General features: G+C 53.4%; 20 protein-coding genes and 1 pseudogene. 7 read left to right on the plus strand and 14 right to left on the minus strand.

Translation table 11 applies throughout. The annotated features are described in order from the left end of the window. The first annotated feature begins 31 nt into the window (after positions 1 to 31). Positions 32 to 454, plus strand: a complete 423-nt coding sequence (locus HX805_RS22725) for a hypothetical protein (RefSeq protein WP_238786326.1) — start codon at positions 32 to 34, stop codon at positions 452 to 454. 90 nt (positions 455 to 544) lie between these two features. Beyond that, a complete protein-coding gene (locus tag HX805_RS22730; protein WP_177117320.1) occupies positions 545 to 928 on the plus strand; it encodes a hypothetical protein in 384 nt (127 codons plus the stop codon). A 195-nt stretch (positions 929 to 1,123) separates the two neighbouring features. Here the strand turns inward: HX805_RS22730 and HX805_RS22735 are convergent, their stop codons facing one another. The 9 genes from HX805_RS22735 to HX805_RS32445 form a co-directional block, all read right to left on the minus strand. Continuing rightward, positions 1,124 to 3,880, minus strand: a complete 2,757-nt coding sequence (locus HX805_RS22735) for an AAA family ATPase (RefSeq protein WP_055135302.1) — start codon at positions 3,878 to 3,880, stop codon at positions 1,124 to 1,126. Continuing rightward, positions 3,873 to 4,442, minus strand: coding sequence for a hypothetical protein (locus HX805_RS22740; RefSeq protein WP_055135301.1), 570 nt, complete (start codon positions 4,440 to 4,442; stop codon positions 3,873 to 3,875). The genes HX805_RS22735 and HX805_RS22740 overlap by 8 nt, the downstream gene beginning before the upstream one ends. Then, a complete protein-coding gene (locus HX805_RS22745) occupies positions 4,432 to 6,195 on the minus strand; it encodes an ABC-three component system protein (RefSeq protein WP_218167411.1) in 1,764 nt (587 codons plus the stop codon). The genes HX805_RS22740 and HX805_RS22745 overlap by 11 nt, the downstream gene beginning before the upstream one ends. Before the next feature lie 74 nt (positions 6,196 to 6,269). Further along, positions 6,270 to 6,833: a restriction endonuclease gene (locus tag HX805_RS32255; protein WP_218167412.1), complete on the minus strand. Its 564-nt coding sequence runs from the start codon at positions 6,831 to 6,833 to the stop codon at positions 6,270 to 6,272. Positions 6,834 to 7,326: 493 nt separating this feature from the next. Continuing rightward, on the minus strand, positions 7,327 to 8,259 hold the full coding sequence (locus tag HX805_RS22750) for a DUF2971 domain-containing protein (RefSeq protein WP_177117321.1): 933 nt from the start codon (positions 8,257 to 8,259) through the stop codon (positions 7,327 to 7,329). Positions 8,260 to 8,416: 157 nt separating this feature from the next. Then, positions 8,417 to 8,893 (minus strand): hypothetical protein, encoded by a 477-nt coding sequence (locus HX805_RS22755; protein WP_177117322.1) that lies wholly within the window; start codon positions 8,891 to 8,893, stop codon positions 8,417 to 8,419. Next, positions 8,890 to 9,099, minus strand: a complete 210-nt coding sequence (locus HX805_RS22760; RefSeq protein ID WP_177117323.1) for a hypothetical protein — start codon at positions 9,097 to 9,099, stop codon at positions 8,890 to 8,892. Before HX805_RS22760 ends, HX805_RS22755 begins: the two co-directional genes overlap by 4 nt. A gap of 131 nt (positions 9,100 to 9,230) precedes the next feature. Next, complete coding sequence (locus HX805_RS22765; RefSeq protein WP_177117324.1) at positions 9,231 to 9,911, minus strand: competence protein CoiA; 681 nt, start codon at positions 9,909 to 9,911, stop codon at positions 9,231 to 9,233. A 166-nt stretch (positions 9,912 to 10,077) separates the two neighbouring features. Then, entirely contained in the window at positions 10,078 to 10,587 is a 510-nt protein-coding gene (locus tag HX805_RS32445) for a hypothetical protein (protein ID WP_256348263.1), read from the minus strand. A 272-nt stretch (positions 10,588 to 10,859) separates the two neighbouring features. Here HX805_RS32445 and HX805_RS22775 point away from each other — a divergent pair, with 272 nt between their 5' ends. Continuing rightward, positions 10,860 to 11,267, plus strand: coding sequence for a hypothetical protein (locus HX805_RS22775; protein WP_177117325.1), 408 nt, complete (start codon positions 10,860 to 10,862; stop codon positions 11,265 to 11,267). A gap of 18 nt (positions 11,268 to 11,285) precedes the next feature. Further along, positions 11,286 to 11,492: a hypothetical protein gene (locus HX805_RS32645; RefSeq protein WP_347709495.1), complete on the plus strand. Its 207-nt coding sequence runs from the start codon at positions 11,286 to 11,288 to the stop codon at positions 11,490 to 11,492. 19 nt (positions 11,493 to 11,511) lie between these two features. On the opposite strand, the gene HX805_RS22780 is transcribed toward HX805_RS32645, so the two are convergent. Both HX805_RS22780 and HX805_RS22785 read right to left on the minus strand, forming a co-directional pair. Then, positions 11,512 to 12,306, minus strand: coding sequence for a hypothetical protein (locus HX805_RS22780; RefSeq protein WP_177117326.1), 795 nt, complete (start codon positions 12,304 to 12,306; stop codon positions 11,512 to 11,514). A gap of 281 nt (positions 12,307 to 12,587) precedes the next feature. After that, positions 12,588 to 13,544 (minus strand): restriction endonuclease, encoded by a 957-nt coding sequence (locus HX805_RS22785; RefSeq protein ID WP_177117327.1) that lies wholly within the window; start codon positions 13,542 to 13,544, stop codon positions 12,588 to 12,590. Between the two features lie 355 nt (positions 13,545 to 13,899). Between HX805_RS22785 and HX805_RS22790 the strand changes: the two genes are divergently transcribed. Beyond that, positions 13,900 to 14,958, plus strand: coding sequence for a hypothetical protein (locus HX805_RS22790; RefSeq protein WP_177117328.1), 1,059 nt, complete (start codon positions 13,900 to 13,902; stop codon positions 14,956 to 14,958). Positions 14,959 to 15,026: 68 nt separating this feature from the next. On the opposite strand, the gene HX805_RS22795 is transcribed toward HX805_RS22790, so the two are convergent. Continuing rightward, entirely contained in the window at positions 15,027 to 15,578 is a 552-nt protein-coding gene (locus tag HX805_RS22795) for a hypothetical protein (protein ID WP_177117329.1), read from the minus strand. A 212-nt stretch (positions 15,579 to 15,790) separates the two neighbouring features. Here HX805_RS22795 and HX805_RS22800 point away from each other — a divergent pair. Further along, positions 15,791 to 16,399 (plus strand): annotated as a pseudogene (locus HX805_RS22800) (mechanosensitive ion channel family protein); the annotation flags it as partial. A 50-nt stretch (positions 16,400 to 16,449) separates the two neighbouring features. Here HX805_RS22800 and HX805_RS22805 read toward each other — a convergent pair. After that, on the minus strand, positions 16,450 to 17,094 hold the full coding sequence (locus HX805_RS22805) for a hydrolase (protein WP_177080154.1): 645 nt from the start codon (positions 17,092 to 17,094) through the stop codon (positions 16,450 to 16,452). Between the two features lie 153 nt (positions 17,095 to 17,247). Here HX805_RS22805 and HX805_RS22810 point away from each other — a divergent pair, with 153 nt between their 5' ends. Next, entirely contained in the window at positions 17,248 to 18,153 is a 906-nt protein-coding gene (locus tag HX805_RS22810; protein WP_177040345.1) for a LysR family transcriptional regulator, read from the plus strand. Here HX805_RS22810 and HX805_RS22815 read toward each other — a convergent pair. Further along, complete coding sequence (locus HX805_RS22815; RefSeq protein WP_102368336.1) at positions 18,098 to 18,979, minus strand: carboxylate/amino acid/amine transporter; 882 nt, start codon at positions 18,977 to 18,979, stop codon at positions 18,098 to 18,100. The genes HX805_RS22810 and HX805_RS22815 overlap by 56 nt on opposite strands. Positions 18,980 to 19,002 lie beyond the last annotated feature (23 nt).

Raw genomic sequence — 19,002 nt, forward strand, 5'->3', positions numbered from 1 at the left:
ACATACGATGTTTAGAACACACGACGCCGACATGCTCGGTCTACCCGGTATGTTTGGTGAAGGTCAGTACCAATGGCATCAGGTATCCAAAGTGCTTCGTAATCACTGGTATCACGTAACTGTCCAGGCCATGTACGAGGACAGAATTTCAGAGGCGATTCTGATGATCGACAGCGAACCACGGCTTCAGCAACTGCTGATTGCCCAGGACGCGGAGACGATCATCACAGAGGTGCAAGTAGTCACACCTGCCCACATGAATGGCACGGGAGTTTGGCGCATGGAGAAACTGACCAAAGTGACGCTTGGTGAAGACCAAAACGAGTGTGTTGTGTGTCTGCTGGAGGTGGAGACCGGCTCCAAATACCACAGCTCTCACCAACCTGGCTTCAACACTGATGTGCTGAGCAACCTTCGTCCGATCTATCACGCGAACATGATTCGTACAGCCTGAGATTTACCAAGAATCCCGCACGATATCAGCGCAGATGTTTCCGTGCGGATTTCCTGGTAACGCCATACGGGCTGCGAAAGGAGCGCAATTATGCTGAACACTCTGGATGTGAATTTTCATGGAAAACGACATACGGATTTCGATCTCGCACGAATCCTAAAAGCACAAGCGCAAGGCTTCGACAAACCGATAACCGCCTATCTCTGCGGAGTATCCATAAAGGGTCGTGCTGGATTAGGCGTCGTATTTGGTCACAACCGTAAAGACCAATATGGACGGTTCGGCGACGGTCACTTGATCCAGACTTCTGACGTCATTAAGGCGGAGCGAGAGGGCCGATTTTGGGTACTGACCACAGTCAACTCCAGGTACGTCCTCGCTACGTTTCAGCGTGGCAATGGTAGGTCTAGTCTGCGCGAGTTTCAGCGTCTTGCGGCGGGGCTGCACCATTTCACCCCATGGGCGTTGCAGTGATCTTTTACGGAGTGACTGGGCGCTTTGTATGAGGCCATGGTGGAACCCAGACCCTGCAGGTCTTGGCTCTGACGGGCTTACATCCTCACGTCTCTGCCGAGTTGCCTGCGTGCTCCGCTTGCCTAAACCTGGGAGGAGCAATTGAACGGCCACTGATCATTCCTTTCACTGGCCGTTTCTCACACCTGTGTCGGGCTATTCTGCTGCAGTTGAAGTGTTTCTGGTCACCGTTGCCTTGACACCTGTCCGAGGATTGCCCTCAAGGTGGATAGTATTCAAAAGGTATTCGTCGGGCAGACTGGAGAACTTCTGCGCCAGATGTCTTGCCAGGGTGTCACTTGCGGTCGTCAGGATCAGGTTCATGTGATCCATCGAAGTAGCTACGAGCCTGAATATGTCAAGCATGGCGACCCTGTTGAGGTCGTCCAAGTGTGCGATTGGCTCATCAAGCAGGAAGCTGCCTCCAGTAGACTTAGCCCTCGCCAGGTAAAGTGACAGGGCCAAATCCTGTCGCTGGCCTTGACTCAACTTTTCCTGCGCTGCAAGCGGAGTATCGTTACCTTCCGCAAGCACCATCCAGTTCAGATCGTCCCCAGATACGCTTAGCTTGTGATACACCTCGTTAGCATGCATTCGAGAGAATAGTTCTGTCGCCGGGCTCAAGAGCGGAGACAGGCTTGATACAGTCACATCGCGAACATGATCACCATATCGATTGATAGCCTCATCCGCTGTGAGGATGTGATTTTGACCTGTTTGTAGCTTTTTGCTCACAGCCGACTTTTCCTTCTGAAGCTCGATCAATTTTCCAGAGTCATCGTCGACACTCAGCAACACTTGGCATTCGGCGATCTCCGATTCGTATCCTTCCGCCCTGATGAGTTCCGCCTCTACGCGAGTTTGGGTGGCCGCGTGCAGTTCTTTCGAAATAGGATGGCCATCGTTAACCTGGTTCCACTGGTCTTGAAACCGATTTACAACCCGGGAAACCGCCGCAATGCTGGCGTTGAGTTGATTGGACTCTTGGGCCTTGGCTTGGATGGCCCGAAGCTTTTCGTCCGCAGACCGAGCAAGGTTTGTGCGCTCTAATGTAGTCGCCTCCAATTGGCGCTGGTAGTGCTGCGAATACTGAGCCAGTCTTTGACGCGCCTCCAAAACTCTAGTGATCGCATTAGGAGAGGATGGGGACTTAAAGAAATCTTCAACCTCTAGAAGTGATCGAACAACCTTTTTCGTCCCGATCACAACTGTGATTCGAGCTCTTAGGCCTCCGAAATGAATGATGTCGGACTCTAAAAACTCGTCCTTACCCATGATGGAGAGGTAGCCTGTTTTCGACTCAAATGCCTTCAAACTATCGCGTACTGACCCAAGCAGAGCGGTGTAGTTCTCGGCGGATTTTTGTTGCGAGCGCGCGGCCTGTAATGAGTCGCTCCAAAGCTTCTCCGTTTTCTGAGCAGTCTCCAGTTTGGTCTTGGCGACCTGTATCTCCGGAGTTATCGCTGCGTAGGTGAGGTGCTGGCGCAAGGCTTCCGCATCACCCCAATCGTGGCTGCAGAGTGGACAATGACCGGTTATCGAATTCTCCGCTGCTTCATGCCCTAGTGCCCTCAAGCGATCTACCACATTTGATAGCGCGTTGAATTCGGATTGAGCCTTCTCGCATTCTCGCGTGGCGTCGCTGGCAGATTTTGATATTTGGATGAAGTTTGCCGGAGGAAGGACAGGGCTGCGCAGAAGGTCAGACCTTTGCTGCAGGAGGCCAAGCAGTGCGTCCTTGTTGTGGATCAGATACTCCAGAGCGCTCAGCCATTCCTGTTGTCGGCTGTCGTCCCAGCTATACTCGACAAACTCATCCTCCACAGCCTTGAAAAAATTGACGGTGTCATGGTTTCTTTGAGCGATGATTTCGCTCTTGGCAACGTTGTCCCATTGGTCAAGAAGGGCGATTTGTGATTGCGCCCACCCTACGCCTAGCTTGGCTTGGCCGATGCCTATATCGACCTCAGAAATTCGCCCCGAGAGCTGGCGATGTTCCTTGGTTAAAGTTTCGCTGGTTTCTGTGGTTTCTTTAAGCTGCTTTCGGCTAGTTACGAGCTGCTGCGTGCTGGACTCATATCCTGCCCACCCTTCGAGCAGGAGATCTAATATCCCCTTTTGTTGCCTGGTGCTTTGCAGCAGCCTAGCGACCTTCAGCTGGGCATTTTTAAAGTCATCCAAAAGATTCCCCGACAGCTGGCTGTCAGGAAACCCTGATAACACTGCGTTCAGCTTCGGAATGGCTTGATCGCGCCCCTGCTGACCTTGAGTTAGCCTTGCTTCAAGAATTTCGATTTTTGCCAAGAGGCCCTTTAGCTTTGTCTCCAAACCTTGGGTCTTGGGCAACTCATTGCGGTATTCCTTCAGACTACTGAGCGTGCTAGCGAGATGGCCCAGCCCGAGTATGTCGGCAAATATTTGCTGTCGGGTTCCTGATTCACTGTTATCTACAAGAAGAGCTAGGGAGTTTGCATACAACCATCGGCTGTTGCGCAGCCAATCCCGCCGGGCTTTGCTCGTAGCTTGCGCGGTACTACCTGAGACTGAGATAGGGGTTAACATTCCCAGCAGATCAGGATCTTTAATTTGCCTCATCTTCTTGTCGGATGGGGCTTTGATCCAGGCTTTGCCTTTGATTCGTTCTAGCTCGTGCCTGACACCGTTTATCTCGCATTCAACGTGGACAGCAGTATCCCCAGCCCCCCACTCGCACGAAAAATCAGTGGTCGTTGGAAGGTCATTCACCTTGTTTGTTAGCAGCCATTCCAGCGCATAGCAAATGGTGCTTTTTCCGGTTCCATTGGCAGCGTGGATGATGGTGAGACGTGCATCCAGAGGTATTTTCAGGACTTTTGGCACGCCCCGAAAATTTCTGATTTCGACCGAGAGGAATTTTATGGCTGAGTTATTCATTCAAATCCCACTTCTTTCCATGTTGGCGGGCGAGTACCTTTCCGGTCGATCCGGCGAGTGCCTGCAGTAAGCTAGTCACATTCTCGTTGTTAGTGTCGAATGCTGAGAATTCGGCCTGCCCTAATGGCGCCGCCAGCCCAAGTGGGGTAATTCGCTGGCAACGTTGCCAATCACCGGCGCCAGGGTATACAACATGCTTTCTCACGAATCGTGTGTCTTTTTCGACTTCGTTCATGAAAGGCTTCAGCTCATCAGTCATTCCCGCGAGCGCCAGAACTAGATATCCGTCCACGACGGATCCCTTTTTCTCCAGCCGCAGAAGTCCCGCATCCAGAAAAGCTTCGGCCTGCCTAGTTTCTGCCCACACTTCATCATATGAAGAGCCTTCGATCCGCACGAGCAGAACCGCCGCAAATTTCGTTGACCAATATCTTTCTTGGGTTGGCAACGGCGGGCCAGGCCAGTGAGGGTCGTTATCGAATATCAGGAGCCCCTCTTGAGGTGATGCGAACCCTGCATCGATAGCTCGCTCATCCAAGATCTTGATCAGTTCATTGAGCATCTAGATTCTTCCTGCGAGTGGAAATGTCATCCATGAAGTCCTCAACCGCGATTGTCTCCTCTTCGTCGCAGCATGAGTGAACCTCATCAAGTGGAAATACATACACTCGATTCACCATGCCGACTTCCGTGAATGACCCTCGTTGGCCTGGGGCTGCCGTGATGTCCAGGCGTTCTTCGCCTTCACTATTAAGTTCGCCCAGCTTTTGGTCTTTGACTCTGCCCTCTGCATTGGCAAAGACGACGAGATGAGGGTGGTTGGCGGTGTCTCTCGCCCACTTGTAAAGCTCTACGGTCATCTGCCTTACTAGGTAGTCATCATTTGTCCACGCAAGCACGTTGTATTCACCTTCGCTCGCTGCGCTGAGCTGAAGATGACCTTTCGATCCAGGCTCTGTTATCCATGTTGCGCTGCCGTGGGACTTGAGATAACTGAGGGCGGAAAATGCCTTCATTACATATTTCCCAGAGGTGGCCAGGTCTTCCAGGGTGAATGCTTTTTCCGGCGCCACGCCGTGGCGTGTCTGATAGGCAAACGACTGCGAGTCTTTCAGCTCTCCTTGCTCGATCAATTTGTCCAAAAGAGCTAGTTGATTCCTTACCTCTGGAATGTAGTAGCTGGAAGGCGGATGTCGATCAAAGAGCTCATGCATCTCGACCGCTGCTGGCATCAGGTCGCATGTGATACCTCCAGCTTGCAATCGATGGCCTCTAGCACGCTTCAGAGTGATATTCGCATCCCAAGTGAGCGTCAGCGTAAGGCTGCCGCTCGTGCTCCTACGCATCACGCGGCTGGGGGGGTGCATGGATGGAGGGCTTGATCGCGTGTGTAGGTCGGTTTCGATGGCAGGAAAGATACCCGTAGCGCTGTGAAGCTGCATCTTGCAGTTCTGAAGTCGGGCACTGTTCGCCGACGCAATCGCAACTGGGGAAATCAATCGGCGAGCATGGTAGTCGGTGAGTGATGTCACGACGTCCATAAGATCAACGATGTGCAGGGAGGCCAAAACCAGATTCGGGCGTTTAAATTTGTCTTCCGCTTGACTGGCAATCAGTCTGCGCAAATGAGAGTTTCTATTCGACGCCGGATTGATAAAATCATCACCTAACGTTGGCCAGATGATCATGTCCTTGAAGGCGAGTCGAAGTGAGAAGCTGCCGTGATCAAGGGTTGGATTTTTAGGAGCGGTTTCAACCAGCACATGGCAGCTGATCTCATCCTCAGCGCCATTTGTAACCCAGCACCATCCTGCTCTGTAGTCTTGAGCCGACGCGGGCTCCCAGAGCGGATCGATCCAAGAGATGTTGTCCGCAACTCGCCAGGCGTTGAGTTGAACCCCCGTCACTGCCCCGCACCCCACTAGAAGTACGAGCGGGCTTGGATACGCTTCTACCAATTCGTTAATTTCTAGCCACTGCGCTGGCGTGGCAGCTGCCGAACCGGCGGTTACAACTACAGGTCTGCTGCCAAATACCTCTTTAAGAGCTCCAGATTTCGGGTTAAGCATGCCCTGCAAGAATGGCAATAGATCTTGGCCTTGGATCAGGCATACGTTGAGGTCATCTCCGTCTCTTAGCTCCCAACTGATGTACTCCGTACGAATCTTGCTAAGGGACGCCTCTTCTCCGGTAGGCAATGTCCCTCCAAGAGACGCTAAGTAATCCCGCACGACCTTTAGGGTTTCGTCGGCATCCGAGTCCAGTTTGAAGTATGTATTTCTTACCGAAGGGTGCTTACCTACCAAGGCCGACAAGCTATCTTTTCTCAGAGCCCTGGTTTCTAAGGTAGGTATCCGCTGCCAAACAATTGCGCAAAGTTCGGCAGGGGTCAGTTTGTAAGGGAGTCGTTTTTCTGGAAAGTCTTGGATTTGTTGAAGACTTTTTCACAAGCTTCTTGGAAGGCGCCCAGCCTGTCGTTGAATCGCTTGATACCTTCCCCTTGAAGGAACTCAAAAGCATCCGTAGCTACGTCATCAGCCGCCGCAAAGTAGTATCGGAACGTTTCACCGACAGGGGGCGCAATTTGCGGTCGGATGTGTGCATAAAGGAAGAACTTGCAGGTTTCGTAAATCACCGTACTGAGATCGAGTTTTTTCTTCAGCCGCTTACATTGGATAACCCCAGCCGGAACGCCTGCCTTGAAGAGAATGACGTCTCGACCTTGGTCGGCTCCATCGTTGAGACGACCCACCACGTCGTACCACGTGTCATTGTCGCGCTCGTATTCGGCCCGATATATGTCTGCGACTAAAAGCTCAAAATGAGCATCACCCATGCGTTCGAATGGGAGTTGCCCGCAATCCATAGCGAATAGATCGGGAGCGACTGTTGTGTCCGCTCTAACCTTCGCTTCCTCCTCAGGGCTGATGAGTGAGATCTCTTCTTCGGCCAATTTCCGCTCCTAGCGTTTAGTGACTGGCATCGTGCTGAGTCCGGCGTTTTCCATCAGGACAGTGGCGGGCAACTGGCTGAGCAGAGTCCTTGCTGTGTTTGGAAGCCGTGTGCCTCAACGCCCTTATTTGAGAGGGGGGCGATGCCAAGCGGCAATCATCATAAGTCGTGCAGGAGCCTGAAGATAGCAGCTAAACTCATACGCTCTCCCTCTTCCGATAAGCGTCAGTGAGCACAAACGGCTCAAACATCCTTCCCTCGGCTTAAAGCACGTCTAGCCCCCGCTCTTCAAGCTCGCTCGGCTAGCTCGAAGGCGGTGTCCGCACCCTTAGGCTCGGGATGAGGCATCCTGGAGGATGCAGCTAAGGACTATAGGGCGATGGCTATGAATAGCCTCGCTAGTTGAGCTTATCCGATATTTACCAGCCGCTCCTCATAGAGCCTATAGGCTCGCAGAGTAGCGGTGAGCGGTAAATCACTCAACGGACACCCGTTTATTCCAGTTGGTCAAAACACTCTGCTGCAGAGCGCGCGCGGTAGGGATAGGAGACTGTAAGCTCCTGTTCGTTCAAGGCGAATCTTTTGAGTTTAAAGGTTCCATAAATCTCACGCATTTCATACATCTTAATAGGTTTATCCCGCCCCTCTAATGCCTTGATAACCGTGTGCTTAACCGAGTCTATGCAACGTGTGCCAAAAGTCACGTCAGTTACTTCAAGTGGCGAGTCTGATAGGCCTCGGCGCCCTATAAATCTCCATTCTTTCTCATACCGCCAATCATGAGCTTTACGCAGTAACACCAAAGCATCCACTTCCTCGCGGGCCGCATCATCGCCGTTAAGCATTGCGGCCACTCTGCTCGCGTCAATGAGCCGGCTTCCCCCATATGCCACTTTATGAAGATTCTTCTGAACGTCCACAGGAACCTCGTAACCGATACAAAGGCCATGGTGCTGGTCTCCATAGTGGCTCCACATAAGAGGGCAGGAGTTTTTTGTTGCGAGCGAGAGCACTCCCTTGTTGTATGCTTGAATGAGCTCAATCTGTAATTGGTAGGTTAAGAGCTGAACTTGCAGACTTGGAGAAATATCACGATATTCAGGATTGGTCGCATTATAAGCAATGTCTGCGATAATCCGCTCTGCTTGACGTTTACTATGCCGCTGGATGTGACCGACGGTCTTAGGGCCTCGATACATTATCGCCTTAGCAGCGGCTGCCATCTCCGCAGAGATCCTGTTCTCTATTAGCTTTCGAAGTGTGTGTTCGAGCTGATCAACAGGAAGATCCGGGTTAATACAGGGCTTTGTGTCAAGCGGGTCATTGAACGAAGCAGGATCGGCAAAGTAGATCTTGTCCGATACCAGTAAATCGACGGTTAGCGCACTGAATGCTCTGTATTTGTACAACCGTTTTGGAGCTTCCATTTTGGCATCCTTGGCAAATCGTAAGAAATATCAAACAGCATAATTTAGTCGTAACACGCTTACCCCAGCCTGATTTTTTGCCCAGCTCCGGACACCTTGATGCGTCCGTTCAACTCCTAGAAATTCATGCTGCGTCCTTACCCACAATGCAGCGACATCACTGGGAGTCGAGCCAAGTCTCCACTTTGTGGATCCTGCCAACCTCAAAGAGCTTCGGCTTGGCCAAGTCGAGCATCTTGAGTAGTCGCTGCTTTTCCGTCAGGGATGGAAACCACTCGTCAATCTCGATATTGCAGTGCTCGGATTCGCTCAGGGCCCATCTCACAATCATATCCGCCGCCGCTCGGTAGTGATCCGCCATGAAGAGCAGTTGCCCGTCTAAAAACCAACCGCGCTTGGCCAGTTGTTCAGTTACGTCAATGACGCCCGCGTCGCCAAAAAATCCCGTGGTGTCAGGATAGTGAATACCTGCCAAAGACACTTTCGCTACGCCCGAATCCCGGTCGAAGTAGGACAGGAAATGCCACCCACCAGTGGGGCTTTCATGGTGCGGGAAGTTGATAGCAGCTTTCCCAGTGATGTAATGCTCAAGCGAAACGCGTTTGAGATCAAAATCGAAGAGCGGCAGGGTCATGGAAGCTTTTTGAGCCGGGCCAGCCCCTGTTTGATATGACCAGCGTTCTCACCAATCGTGTAAAGCGCACCACGAACGTTGTCGCCAACTTCCGCATGTCCCTGGGCTTCCACATGGAGGGTTAGCTCCATGAGAGCCGCCTCGAGGGCTAGCTGGTTTTGGCACATTCTTTCCAGAACGTCTGACAGCGAGTATTCACCGGGCATCTGCATGGACTCCTTGATTACGACCCAGCATAGCTCAGAGATGAGTCAGCAAGTGTCTTACGGTTAGCTCCCAGTGCTCAGCAACTTTGAACTAATCATGACGACCATGCCCCTAGGCACTTGGTCGGTTTTTATTGATCCGCCGTAACGAATCTATCAGAGGCCGGGCCTCCGTTGAAGCTAAAATCGGTGGTGCCGTGGGTGATCCATTCGACCAGCTTTTCCTTCGGTGTGTAAGCCACCACTCCATGTTTTTGAGTCGGATCGAATCTTAAGACGCGCCATATACCAAAATCGGGGCCAAAGTCGATGAACACGGGTTTGGAAACCAACCAGCGAGCAAAGAGCTTGCTGCGGGAATACCAGCTAAATGAAGCCAGTCCATTCTCCGACACTTTCGACAAACCCATTCTGAAGTTGTACCTGTCGAACTCAGTTCGCGTGCCATCGATCACCCAGATCATATTTTGATAGTAGTTTTGCCTCGCGATGACCTCTTCGGGATGTATCGTCGATCTCTGAAACTCAATAACCATCCCTGAAGGAGTTCGGACATCTGCTATATGTCGCTCCCCTGAGGATGCTTGCAACACAACTTCCTGCCACTCGGTTGGGAACATATTCTTCCAATCGCGATGCCATGCCGTTTCCGTTTCCCACCACGGATCGCAATTGTCCAAACGTTTATGAGCCCAATGCCAGACGACATGGTTCCCGCATTTAGCGACGGTCTGGGAACCACAAAAACTGCAAACACCACGTGCTTTTGGAGTGGCCTCTACACGAGCGCCTTCAAGCAATGAGTATTTCATTTTCTTCCTTGATGATAAAAATGGGGGCGGTAGCTCTTAACTTCCTAGTTGTCAGTACCTTGTGACCCACAGGACGAAAGACAATATCTGAACACGGAAGTCGTCCTAGCAGCCTGGCAGGCCTGCGTAAATGTCTATAGAAGCAGGAGGCGTAGGGTGTTCCCACTTAAATCGCCTTCAGGAGACGCTCAAGCGTTTGATGCTCCCATGTGCTAAGCATAGCAATGGGATCTGTGCCAAAGCGATCTCCCGAGTCAAAAGACCAGCGCCGCCCGTCAGGGCTTATGCACTCTTCGCAGTAGTCAAGCTCATCGAGGTCGTTATGAATAGAAATTCGCCAACCTTCGACATTAACTTGGAAGCGCTCCGCATAAATTTCGTCCCATCCCCGCTCGCAGGCTCTGACCATAATTAGCCGGCCAAGAGCTACCTCCCTCAGCACTTGGCTGACCTCTCGCGCTGAGAGTGGAGTCTCTTCGGCAACGCCATCGAGCTGCGACGAACGAGCTGCAGCTCTGGCCTCTTTCAACAATTGCTCAGCGTACATAGCCGGATCATCATCTGGCAGCGGGTAGCCTGCAGCAGATAGAGCTTCGGCGCGCTCTTCAATCAGCAGACGCTCGGGATCGCGAACCGTTTGGTAGGCTCTGCCTGGTACGCGTCGAGTTGTGTCCATTCCCGGCTCCCCAGAAGGCTGATGACTAAGAGCGACTAAATTACTTTTAGAACGATAACAGAACGCTTCGAATAGCGATGCCGAGCTCCGAATCATGAGGGTAGGATGCGTTGCGATCTATGCTTCACAGAGGCTCAGACATCAAGCAAGCGGAGCGCGCAGGCGTGAGGGATGCGAGCCCGCAGGGGCGAGACACGCCTTGGCGGGGCTCGATTCACGGCAGCCTGACGCAGCAGGCGGCATGCCATCAACGCCAACAAGAGATAACTCAAATGCCCGACGATGAACTCCGCGAACTGGAGGCCAAGAGACGAAAAGCTTTGTGGATGCTTGCGAACATATCTCCAGGCGATTCGAAGGCGTTCGATCCCTTATCCATTCTTGATGACCTTGAACTTCAAGAGCGAAAAGACTCCCCTCATGCTGACAAGGCACTTGAGCTCAACCAGCTTCGGGATTGTGTCACGGTGCAGCATCACCACTCCGGAATCGACATCATTTTGGAGCAGACTATCCCCCAGCCCTGGAGGGAGCGCTTCAGTCAGGCGAGTATCGGGTCGACCAGATTGTTAGATGGGCCGTACGCTGCGGACTGGTATAAATTCCTGGCTTGTTGGGAATCAGAGATGCAGCACCTCGAGGCACACAGAGCTGCCAGCAGTAAGCCCAAGCTGGATTGATGCAGACGGAGAAAAAACGTGGAACGAGACAGCGATGACACCGTGTATTGCGATATCCAAATGCCGGTGGCTAAAGGGCGGGAGCTATTGACGTTAGTGAATGTCCTGCGAGAGTCGAAAGCTCATCCAAGTCTCGACAGAGTTTTTGAACACATGCAGTACGAGCTCAGCACGTCGATTGATATAGTCGAAAATCCGCCGACTTGGGGCCTTTGGCGCGAATGATTCCCTCATCACGGTGTTACTAGCCAATAGCAAAGCCGCAATATAACGTCGAGGATTGGATTTCGAAAAATTTATTTCTGGCGTCTATGGTCGGCATGGATGTGCGCAGGAATAGCGTCACTTTTTGGCCATCTACCAGGAGGTTAAAATAGGGTTCGCTCGACCTTACCCTAACCCGGATTTGTGCTCTGTTAGCACCATTGGCAAATTTGCTGAACGTTTTGATATAGAACGAGCCGTTAAATAAGTTAACCGATGCAGTTCCAAAAACAATGGTATTGCTCCAGTTTACTGAGTTGACATCCTCCCCAGCGTGACTCAACGGAACGAATGCATCAAAGTAATTGAGCGGCTCATTTTCTATATAAAGCTGATGCTCGACTCGTTCGTTCATGCTCAAAATCCTCCAAGCATCGACAACTTCCTGTAGCGTGCCAGGGTGGATTGCTGGAGAGCTCTGAACTTGTTGAGCAAGCGCAAGCATTTGTGCTCGCGTAGGCATGGCCTTTTTTTTCGTAGTAGGAACTGCGCCTAAGTGGCTTGGGATGATCGTGGGTGCTACTGCCATTGCAACTTTTTTTTGCTCTCCCTGTACATTGGAGTTCTCGATGGATTCCTTTTCATTCTTACATCCCGTGATATGCTTGTTCGGCGCCCTAAAAAATTTGTTGTTCCTTTGCGCTGGGACGACCTTTTCCAAGCAGTTCTGCTCAGGACAAAAATAATAGAAAGTGGAGTTGTCTTTTGCGTACTCTGCCGACACGTTGGCGCCCACCTCCCAGCACACTGCGGTGGTCATCAATTCAGAGCTCATATTTCATATTCCCTCATTCGTCCGAAAACTCATCCTATCCACAGTGATGGCCCATGACTATTTGTGGTTTGTATCTTGTTCTGAGACCAGTGGCGGCTGCGGTGTGGCCTGATCGCGAATGAGGACAGGCTACTCATGTGCAAATGCCTTGGGATGAAACCAGGATCGATTCTGCACGTCGTTCCCAACGTCCAGCCGCAACAGGAATCGTCGATCAATGTCCTTGGAAAACCATCTTATACGTCACCACCAGAATTAGCTGATCTAATCACATCGCCTTCTTATAGGCTTTCGAGGTAGGGCTTTTTATCAATCACTGCAGCACGCACCTTGCTTCGCAGGAGACTGACTAAGTCGCTTTTGTTCATGAGCAGCACCACGATTTCCCTTAGCGTGCAAAGCACCATCGTTTTCTGGGTTGAGTGAGTGACGCACTCGGCGATAGTGGTAGAGGCAAAATCTGAGTTCGAGATAAAAATCCCTCGAGCGTCAGCTCTCGCAAACAGTCTAACCATGTGCGCCGCGAGATCATTCACTCCTACTGGATCCTTGAGCCATTTCATCTCTACAAGGTAAATGTGTCCTTCAAACTCGATGATTCCATCTATTTGCTCAACGACGGCGCCTCCAGATTGATCTAGTCGTTTGAAGTCTTCTCGTAAAAGGATTCCGTGTGCCCGGAACAGGTCGTTCAATACTCCCTCCAAGAGCTTGCCGCGCTTTTGAGGTTCTCCATCCATACCAAAGAGAGCACTCAGCCGATCACGAACGTCTTCAACTTTACGATCCTTCTCTGCAGTCGCTTGACGCTCGGCTCGTGCCTTGGTGGCGACCTCGGCTTGAGCGGCCTCTCGTTGCTGGTTCATTCGGGTAAACGAGTCTTTGACATTGACGATGCGCGCCAGGTCTCCCACGTTAGCTTTGGCCTTGTGAACATTGTTGGGCCAGCATCCTGAAAACTCCTCGAACTCCACCACCCGTTTGATGATTTCGCGCCTAGCCGCCAAGCCGCCATCCCCTCGCTTATTCAGCTTTTCAAGAACGTCGCGAACTATGGCAAATGTACTGACTGAATCACGGTTTGTTTTAACCGTGACGTCCATCAGCGCGAGATCATCATGAGGCACTCCTGCTCCCCGTAAAAAAAGCAGCACATCAGCCTTACTTTTGCAAAGTAGCGGGATGGTGTCGACCAGCAGGTTAAAAACATCAGGGGGATAGTGGTAGCGCGCGTCCATGTTCCAGCCCAGCACGTGGTGGTGAAATGCAAGAGTAGCTACCGAGACCACAATGGCACCAGCGGTGGATGTAAAAAAAGCTCACGACGGACATGTCTTGCTAGCAGGCAAAGCGCCTGCGCCAAGCTACGGCCTCAGCTGATTAGACTTTGGGGCATGTGGCACAAGCGTTGAGTGGTGCCCACTGGTACTTAACCTCGTCACGGGGCGTCAGAGTTTCGTATCAGACTCCCTAGTAGATTGAATCATCCTGGCGATGTGCTATCCATTGGGTATATACGCAATCGTTGAAAACAGGGTATCCCACCGGTGCGCATCTATCGGCGCGACCATTGCCTATCTGCAAGGAAGAACCATGCGCCTCGATCAAATGCCGTACCACTCGATGCCTACTCTAGCCGTACTCCCATTCCGTCAATTTGGAATCGGCTGGTCATGGCAACTGCGAGCCCTGAAGCTCTTCCCCGACTCCCTGCTTGCCTGGAAACGCTATTTCTACGATAACGGCCAGGGACATGCACGTGGTTCCTCATTTAGCACCTTTGCAGAAGCCATGATTGCGGCAGATGCGTTCAACCAGACCACCGCCGAGCGCATAGGCATAGCGGTGCTTGATCCCGTGCTCCAAGCCTCAGTCACCCTAAAGGTCGACAAGGCTTTGACTGCGGCTCGCCGCATTCAGGACGAAGAGGAGCTAATGGAGCGCGAGGCGATCAAACGTAATGCTCATCTGCCCCGCCCAGCCATCCGAGATTTAAATCTGCCCAGTAAGATGGACAGTTTGCGGGAGCCGCTACACGAACAGCTTATACGCGCCCCATATTTGCAAGTGATTGCAATCCCAAGGTTTAACGCTTGTCTTCGTCGTACCGGAGACATGGAATGGGAAGAGATCGGCGCTCTAACCCCGAAGCGCTCACAGATATGCCTTAGAGAATTTACGGCCAGGGGTTTTGGTCTTTCGGCAGCTGATCACTGGGGAAGAACCAAGGCACAGATTCGTGCTCTGCTGCTTCCAAGAGCTAACCAACTGCTTCAACTGGCCAGCGTCAAACAAATGCTTGCCGAAGCCAGGATGCGCGGCCAGAGGGTGTTGGTCTGTGGAGGTTTCGTGTTCTGGCTTGAGGATGATGGGCAGCCTAGGTGGGTCATCAAGAACACTGGGGGCGAGTCCAATAGCGAAGAAGGTACGACCCTATGGCATGAAGGCACCATTTTGTCCAAGAATCATGGTCGGATCGTAGTGCTTCCATATATCAAGGAAAATGGCGAGCGGGTGCAAGGGCACACTAAGAACGCGCCACATGACGGAAAAGCTCTACTTCGTCATCGAGATCAATATGTCACCCTTCCGTTCGAAATCTTGGAAGGAGATCTCATGATCGGTTTGTTCGGAGAGCTGCACTATGAGTGACAACCGAACAGCACTTGATGCGCCCCCCCGCATCGATGACCATGAAATCAATGGTCAAGCGAGGACAATCAGAGCTCCGCATCCCATGCATCCATCGCCTCACTCACGGTAGCCAACCAGCGAAGATGATCGTTCTGTATAGCATGGGCGACGTGCCTGGCTGTGTTGGCTTCGATCCAAGATGGAAGACTATGCGAGCCCTCTGAGAACAGGTTTGCAGTCGCGACAGCGAATCGCCCCGTACTTGTAGATTGGAGGCACACGTACCGCACTACAGCGCCACTCAGCAACCGACGCCAAGCCACTACCTCGATATAGTCCATGGTGCTCACCGGAGCCTCTACGGTGGAACTCACTAACGGTTCCACCTGGGCATCTTCCGATGCTCTGAATGATCGGTTAGGCGCTTCTGACCTGTGGACAAGATGCTTCAAATGCTCACGCGAGGCGACTATCTGTTCGCGGAGCTCTTCGGGGTCAATGGACATTCCGCCCTCCGGCGTCACCCTGAGAGTTTTGAGACCGTTCGCTGCCTTGATGAACTCCCGCTCACGCTTCTTCTCTCGTTGAGGACGGCGGTCGGGAAACAGCTTGGTGATTAAGCGATGGAGGTTGATCATGGTGTATTCCACAAGCGCCGATTGTAGCCGAGAAGCTCGGATAGGCTATCACTAGCATGCCTGCATATCCCACAACCTAACGCGTATATGGCGGAACCTGTTGCCGCTGCTCGAGTGCTGTCAATAACAGCGACGAAAAATGGACATTTATCATTTTTATGTAAATCATTGATTTTAAAGAATTTGATATGTCCATTTTAGTAATAAGCTCACGCGTGCAGAACTTCGACAAGACCATCGTCTCGATTCCCACCTGGCGCCTGATGTCCGAGTCGTTCAAGAACTGGCGCGGCATGCAGGCCTCCGGTGGCCGGCGGATCAAGCGCAGCCTGTATATCGACGCCAGCGGCGTGCGTTTCATCCGCGACGACGAAGAGCTGAAGCTCACCCAGGTACACCTGCTGACCGACTACATGAGCCGCAAGAAGGCCGAGCTCAAGGCCTGGAACGAAGCCCAGGGCAATGTCGCGGCGATGTCCGCCAACCGCCGACGCATGACCAATATCGGCACCTTCCGCGCGTATGCCTTGGCCTATCTGAAAAGCCATCCGGAGATCCAGCCGAACATGACCTGCATGGTGCGGCAGATGCAGACCACCGCCCAAGGCATCCCGCTGGAGATCTACTGCTTCACCCGCACCACCGCATGGGCCGACTACGAGCGGATCCAGGGCGATATCTTCGACTACCTGCTGGCGGTGCTGCCGGAATTTGGTTTGAGCCTGTACCAGCAGCCCAGCGGCGGTGACTTGCGGGCGGGGATGTTGCCGGCGGTGCTGGGGGCCAGTCACCTGCCCCCGGCGGAAAAGGCAGTGATGTAACAACAAAAAACGGCACAACCCGAGTTGTGCCGTTTTTTTTGCGCTGGACCTTACTTGACCTGACGCTGCGGCGAGCCGTGAACCATGGTGTAGGCGTAATCCACGCCCATGCCGTAAGCGCCGCTGTGCTCCTGCACCAGGCCCATCACCGCGTCGTAGGTTTCCTTGTGAGCCCAGTCACGCTGGTATTCCAACAGCACTTGCTGCCAGGTGACCGGTACCGCGCCCGCCTGAATCATCCGTTGCACCGACATGTCATGCGCTTCTTTGCTGGTGCCGCCGGAGGCGTCGGTGACGATGTACACCTCGTAGCCTTCGGCCAGGGCTTCCAGGGCCGGGAAGTTCAGGCACACCTCGGTCCACAGGGCCGCCATGATCAGCTTCTTGCGCCCGGTGGCCTTCACCGCGGCCACCAGCGCCTTGTCTTCCCAGGAGTTCATCGAGGTGCGCTCGATCGGCTGCTGGTCCGGGAACACATTCAGCAGCTCCGGCCAGATATAGCCGCTGAAGCTCTTGGTCTCAACCGAGGTCAGGATGGTCGGTACGTTGAAGATCCTGGCCGCCTTGGCCAGCGCCACCGTGTTGTTCTTCAGGGTCTGGCGATCGATCGACTGCACGCCAAAGGCCATCTGCGGCTGGTGGTCGATCAGGATCAGGGTGGAGTTGGCTGGGTTGAGCAATTCGCGAATAGACATGGTGACTTCCTTTTAATGGTTTCGATTCGGTAAGGGGTGCGTTCAGCGCCGCTGTGAAGCTTGGCTGGCGGCTTGGAAGTAACTTTATGGGATGGATAAAATCGAGACAATTACCTAAAATCGAGAATCATTGATTCTAAAAAAGGGACAATCATGGACCGTATCGAATGCATGCGGGCGTTTGTCGTCACGGTCGGCGAGAACGGCTTCGCGGCCGCCGCGCGAGCCATGGACGTACCGCGCTCAAAAGTCAGCAAACAGATTCAGGCGCTGGAAGAAGCCATAGGCGTGCAACTGCTTCAGCGCACCACCCGCAGCCTGCATTTGACGGAGGCCGGGGCCGAGTATTTTGAAGCTGCGCGTGAAGTACTGGCCGCCCTGGACGAAGCCGAACAGCGGGCCCGGGATGGTATCGGCGAGCTACGGGGCGTGTTGCGGGTCAATGCGCCGATGTCGTTCGGGCTGCATCGCCTGGGGCGGTTGATTCCGCTGTTCCATGAACAGCATCCGCATATCGAACTGCAACTGGTGCTCAGCGACCAACAGGTCGACCCGGTACGCGGTGGTTTCGACGTGACCATCCGCATCGCCAGCATGCCCGACTCAACGATGATCGCCCGCCAGTTGGCACCTGCGCCACGGATCATGGTGGCTGCGCCAGCCTACCTGGCACGCGCGGGCACACCGCAGACCCCGCAAGACCTGCGCCACCACCAATGCCTCAATTATGGGTATCTGCAAAGCGGCGTCAGCCTGCAATTGAGCAAGGGCCAGGAAACCCAGCGAGTCAACGTTACCGGCCCTCTGCACGCCAACAACGGCGACCTGCTGGCCCAGGCGGCAGAGGCCGGGATGGGCATCGCGCTGTTGCCGGACTTTATCGTCGAAGACGCCCTGAGCGCCGGGCGCCTGGTGCCGGTGCTCTGCGAATGGCAGGCGCCGGCAATCACCATCAATGCGGTTTATTCGTCAGCGCGACGCGTGCCGCAAAAGACCCGCGCATTCATTGATTTTTTGCTGACGCAATTGGCGCCGACGACCGCAGGCCCAGCCGGCTGATCCACACCGCCCCGAGAATCACCAACCCGCCCAGCAGCAACCTGCCCAACGGTTCATGCTGATTCCAGATCAGCAAGTTCAGCAACAACCCCACCGGCACATGCAGGTTGTTCATCACCGCCAACGTGCCACCGTTGACCATGCACGCGCCCTTGTTCCACCAGTACATACCCAGTGCCGTGCTGACCAGACCGAGGAACACCAAAACGCCCCACTGCAACGGCGCTTCCGGCAGGTAGTTGGCCTTGCCGAACATCAGGAACGCCGGCAACGCCACCGCCAACGCGCCGAGGTAGAAGTAGCCAAAGCGCCGGTAATGCGGCAGATCACTTGGATGACGGGCCACCAGATGCTTATAAAGCACCTGCCCGGCGGCGTAGGTGAAGTTGGCCAGTTGCAGTAGCAGGAAACCCATGAAGAAGTTCGGGGTGATCTGGTCGAAGCGAATCACAGCTGCCCCCGCCACCGCCACCAGTGCGGCCACCAGCGCCCACGGGTTGAAGCGGCGGTTCAGGGCGTCTTCGATCAGGGTCACGTGCAACGGTGTCAGGATGGTGAACAGCAACACCTCCGGCACCGTCAGTACGCGAAAGCTCAGGTACAGGCACACGTAGGTCACGCCGAACTGCAGTGCGCCGATCAACAGCATGCCGCGCATGAACGCCGGCTCCACCGAGCGCCAGCGGGTCAGCGGGATAAACACCAGCCCGGCCAACAGTACACGCACCAGCACCGCGAAATAACTGTCGACGTGACCGGCCAGGTATTCGCCGATCAAGCTGAAGGAAAACGCCTGGATCAGCGTCACAACAAGTAGATAGCCCATGCTCGCCTCATTTTGAATGGGCG

Source organism: Pseudomonas sp. G5001, assembly GCF_013385475.1.
In the GTDB taxonomy this organism is placed as follows: Bacteria; Pseudomonadota; Gammaproteobacteria; order Pseudomonadales; family Pseudomonadaceae; genus Aquipseudomonas.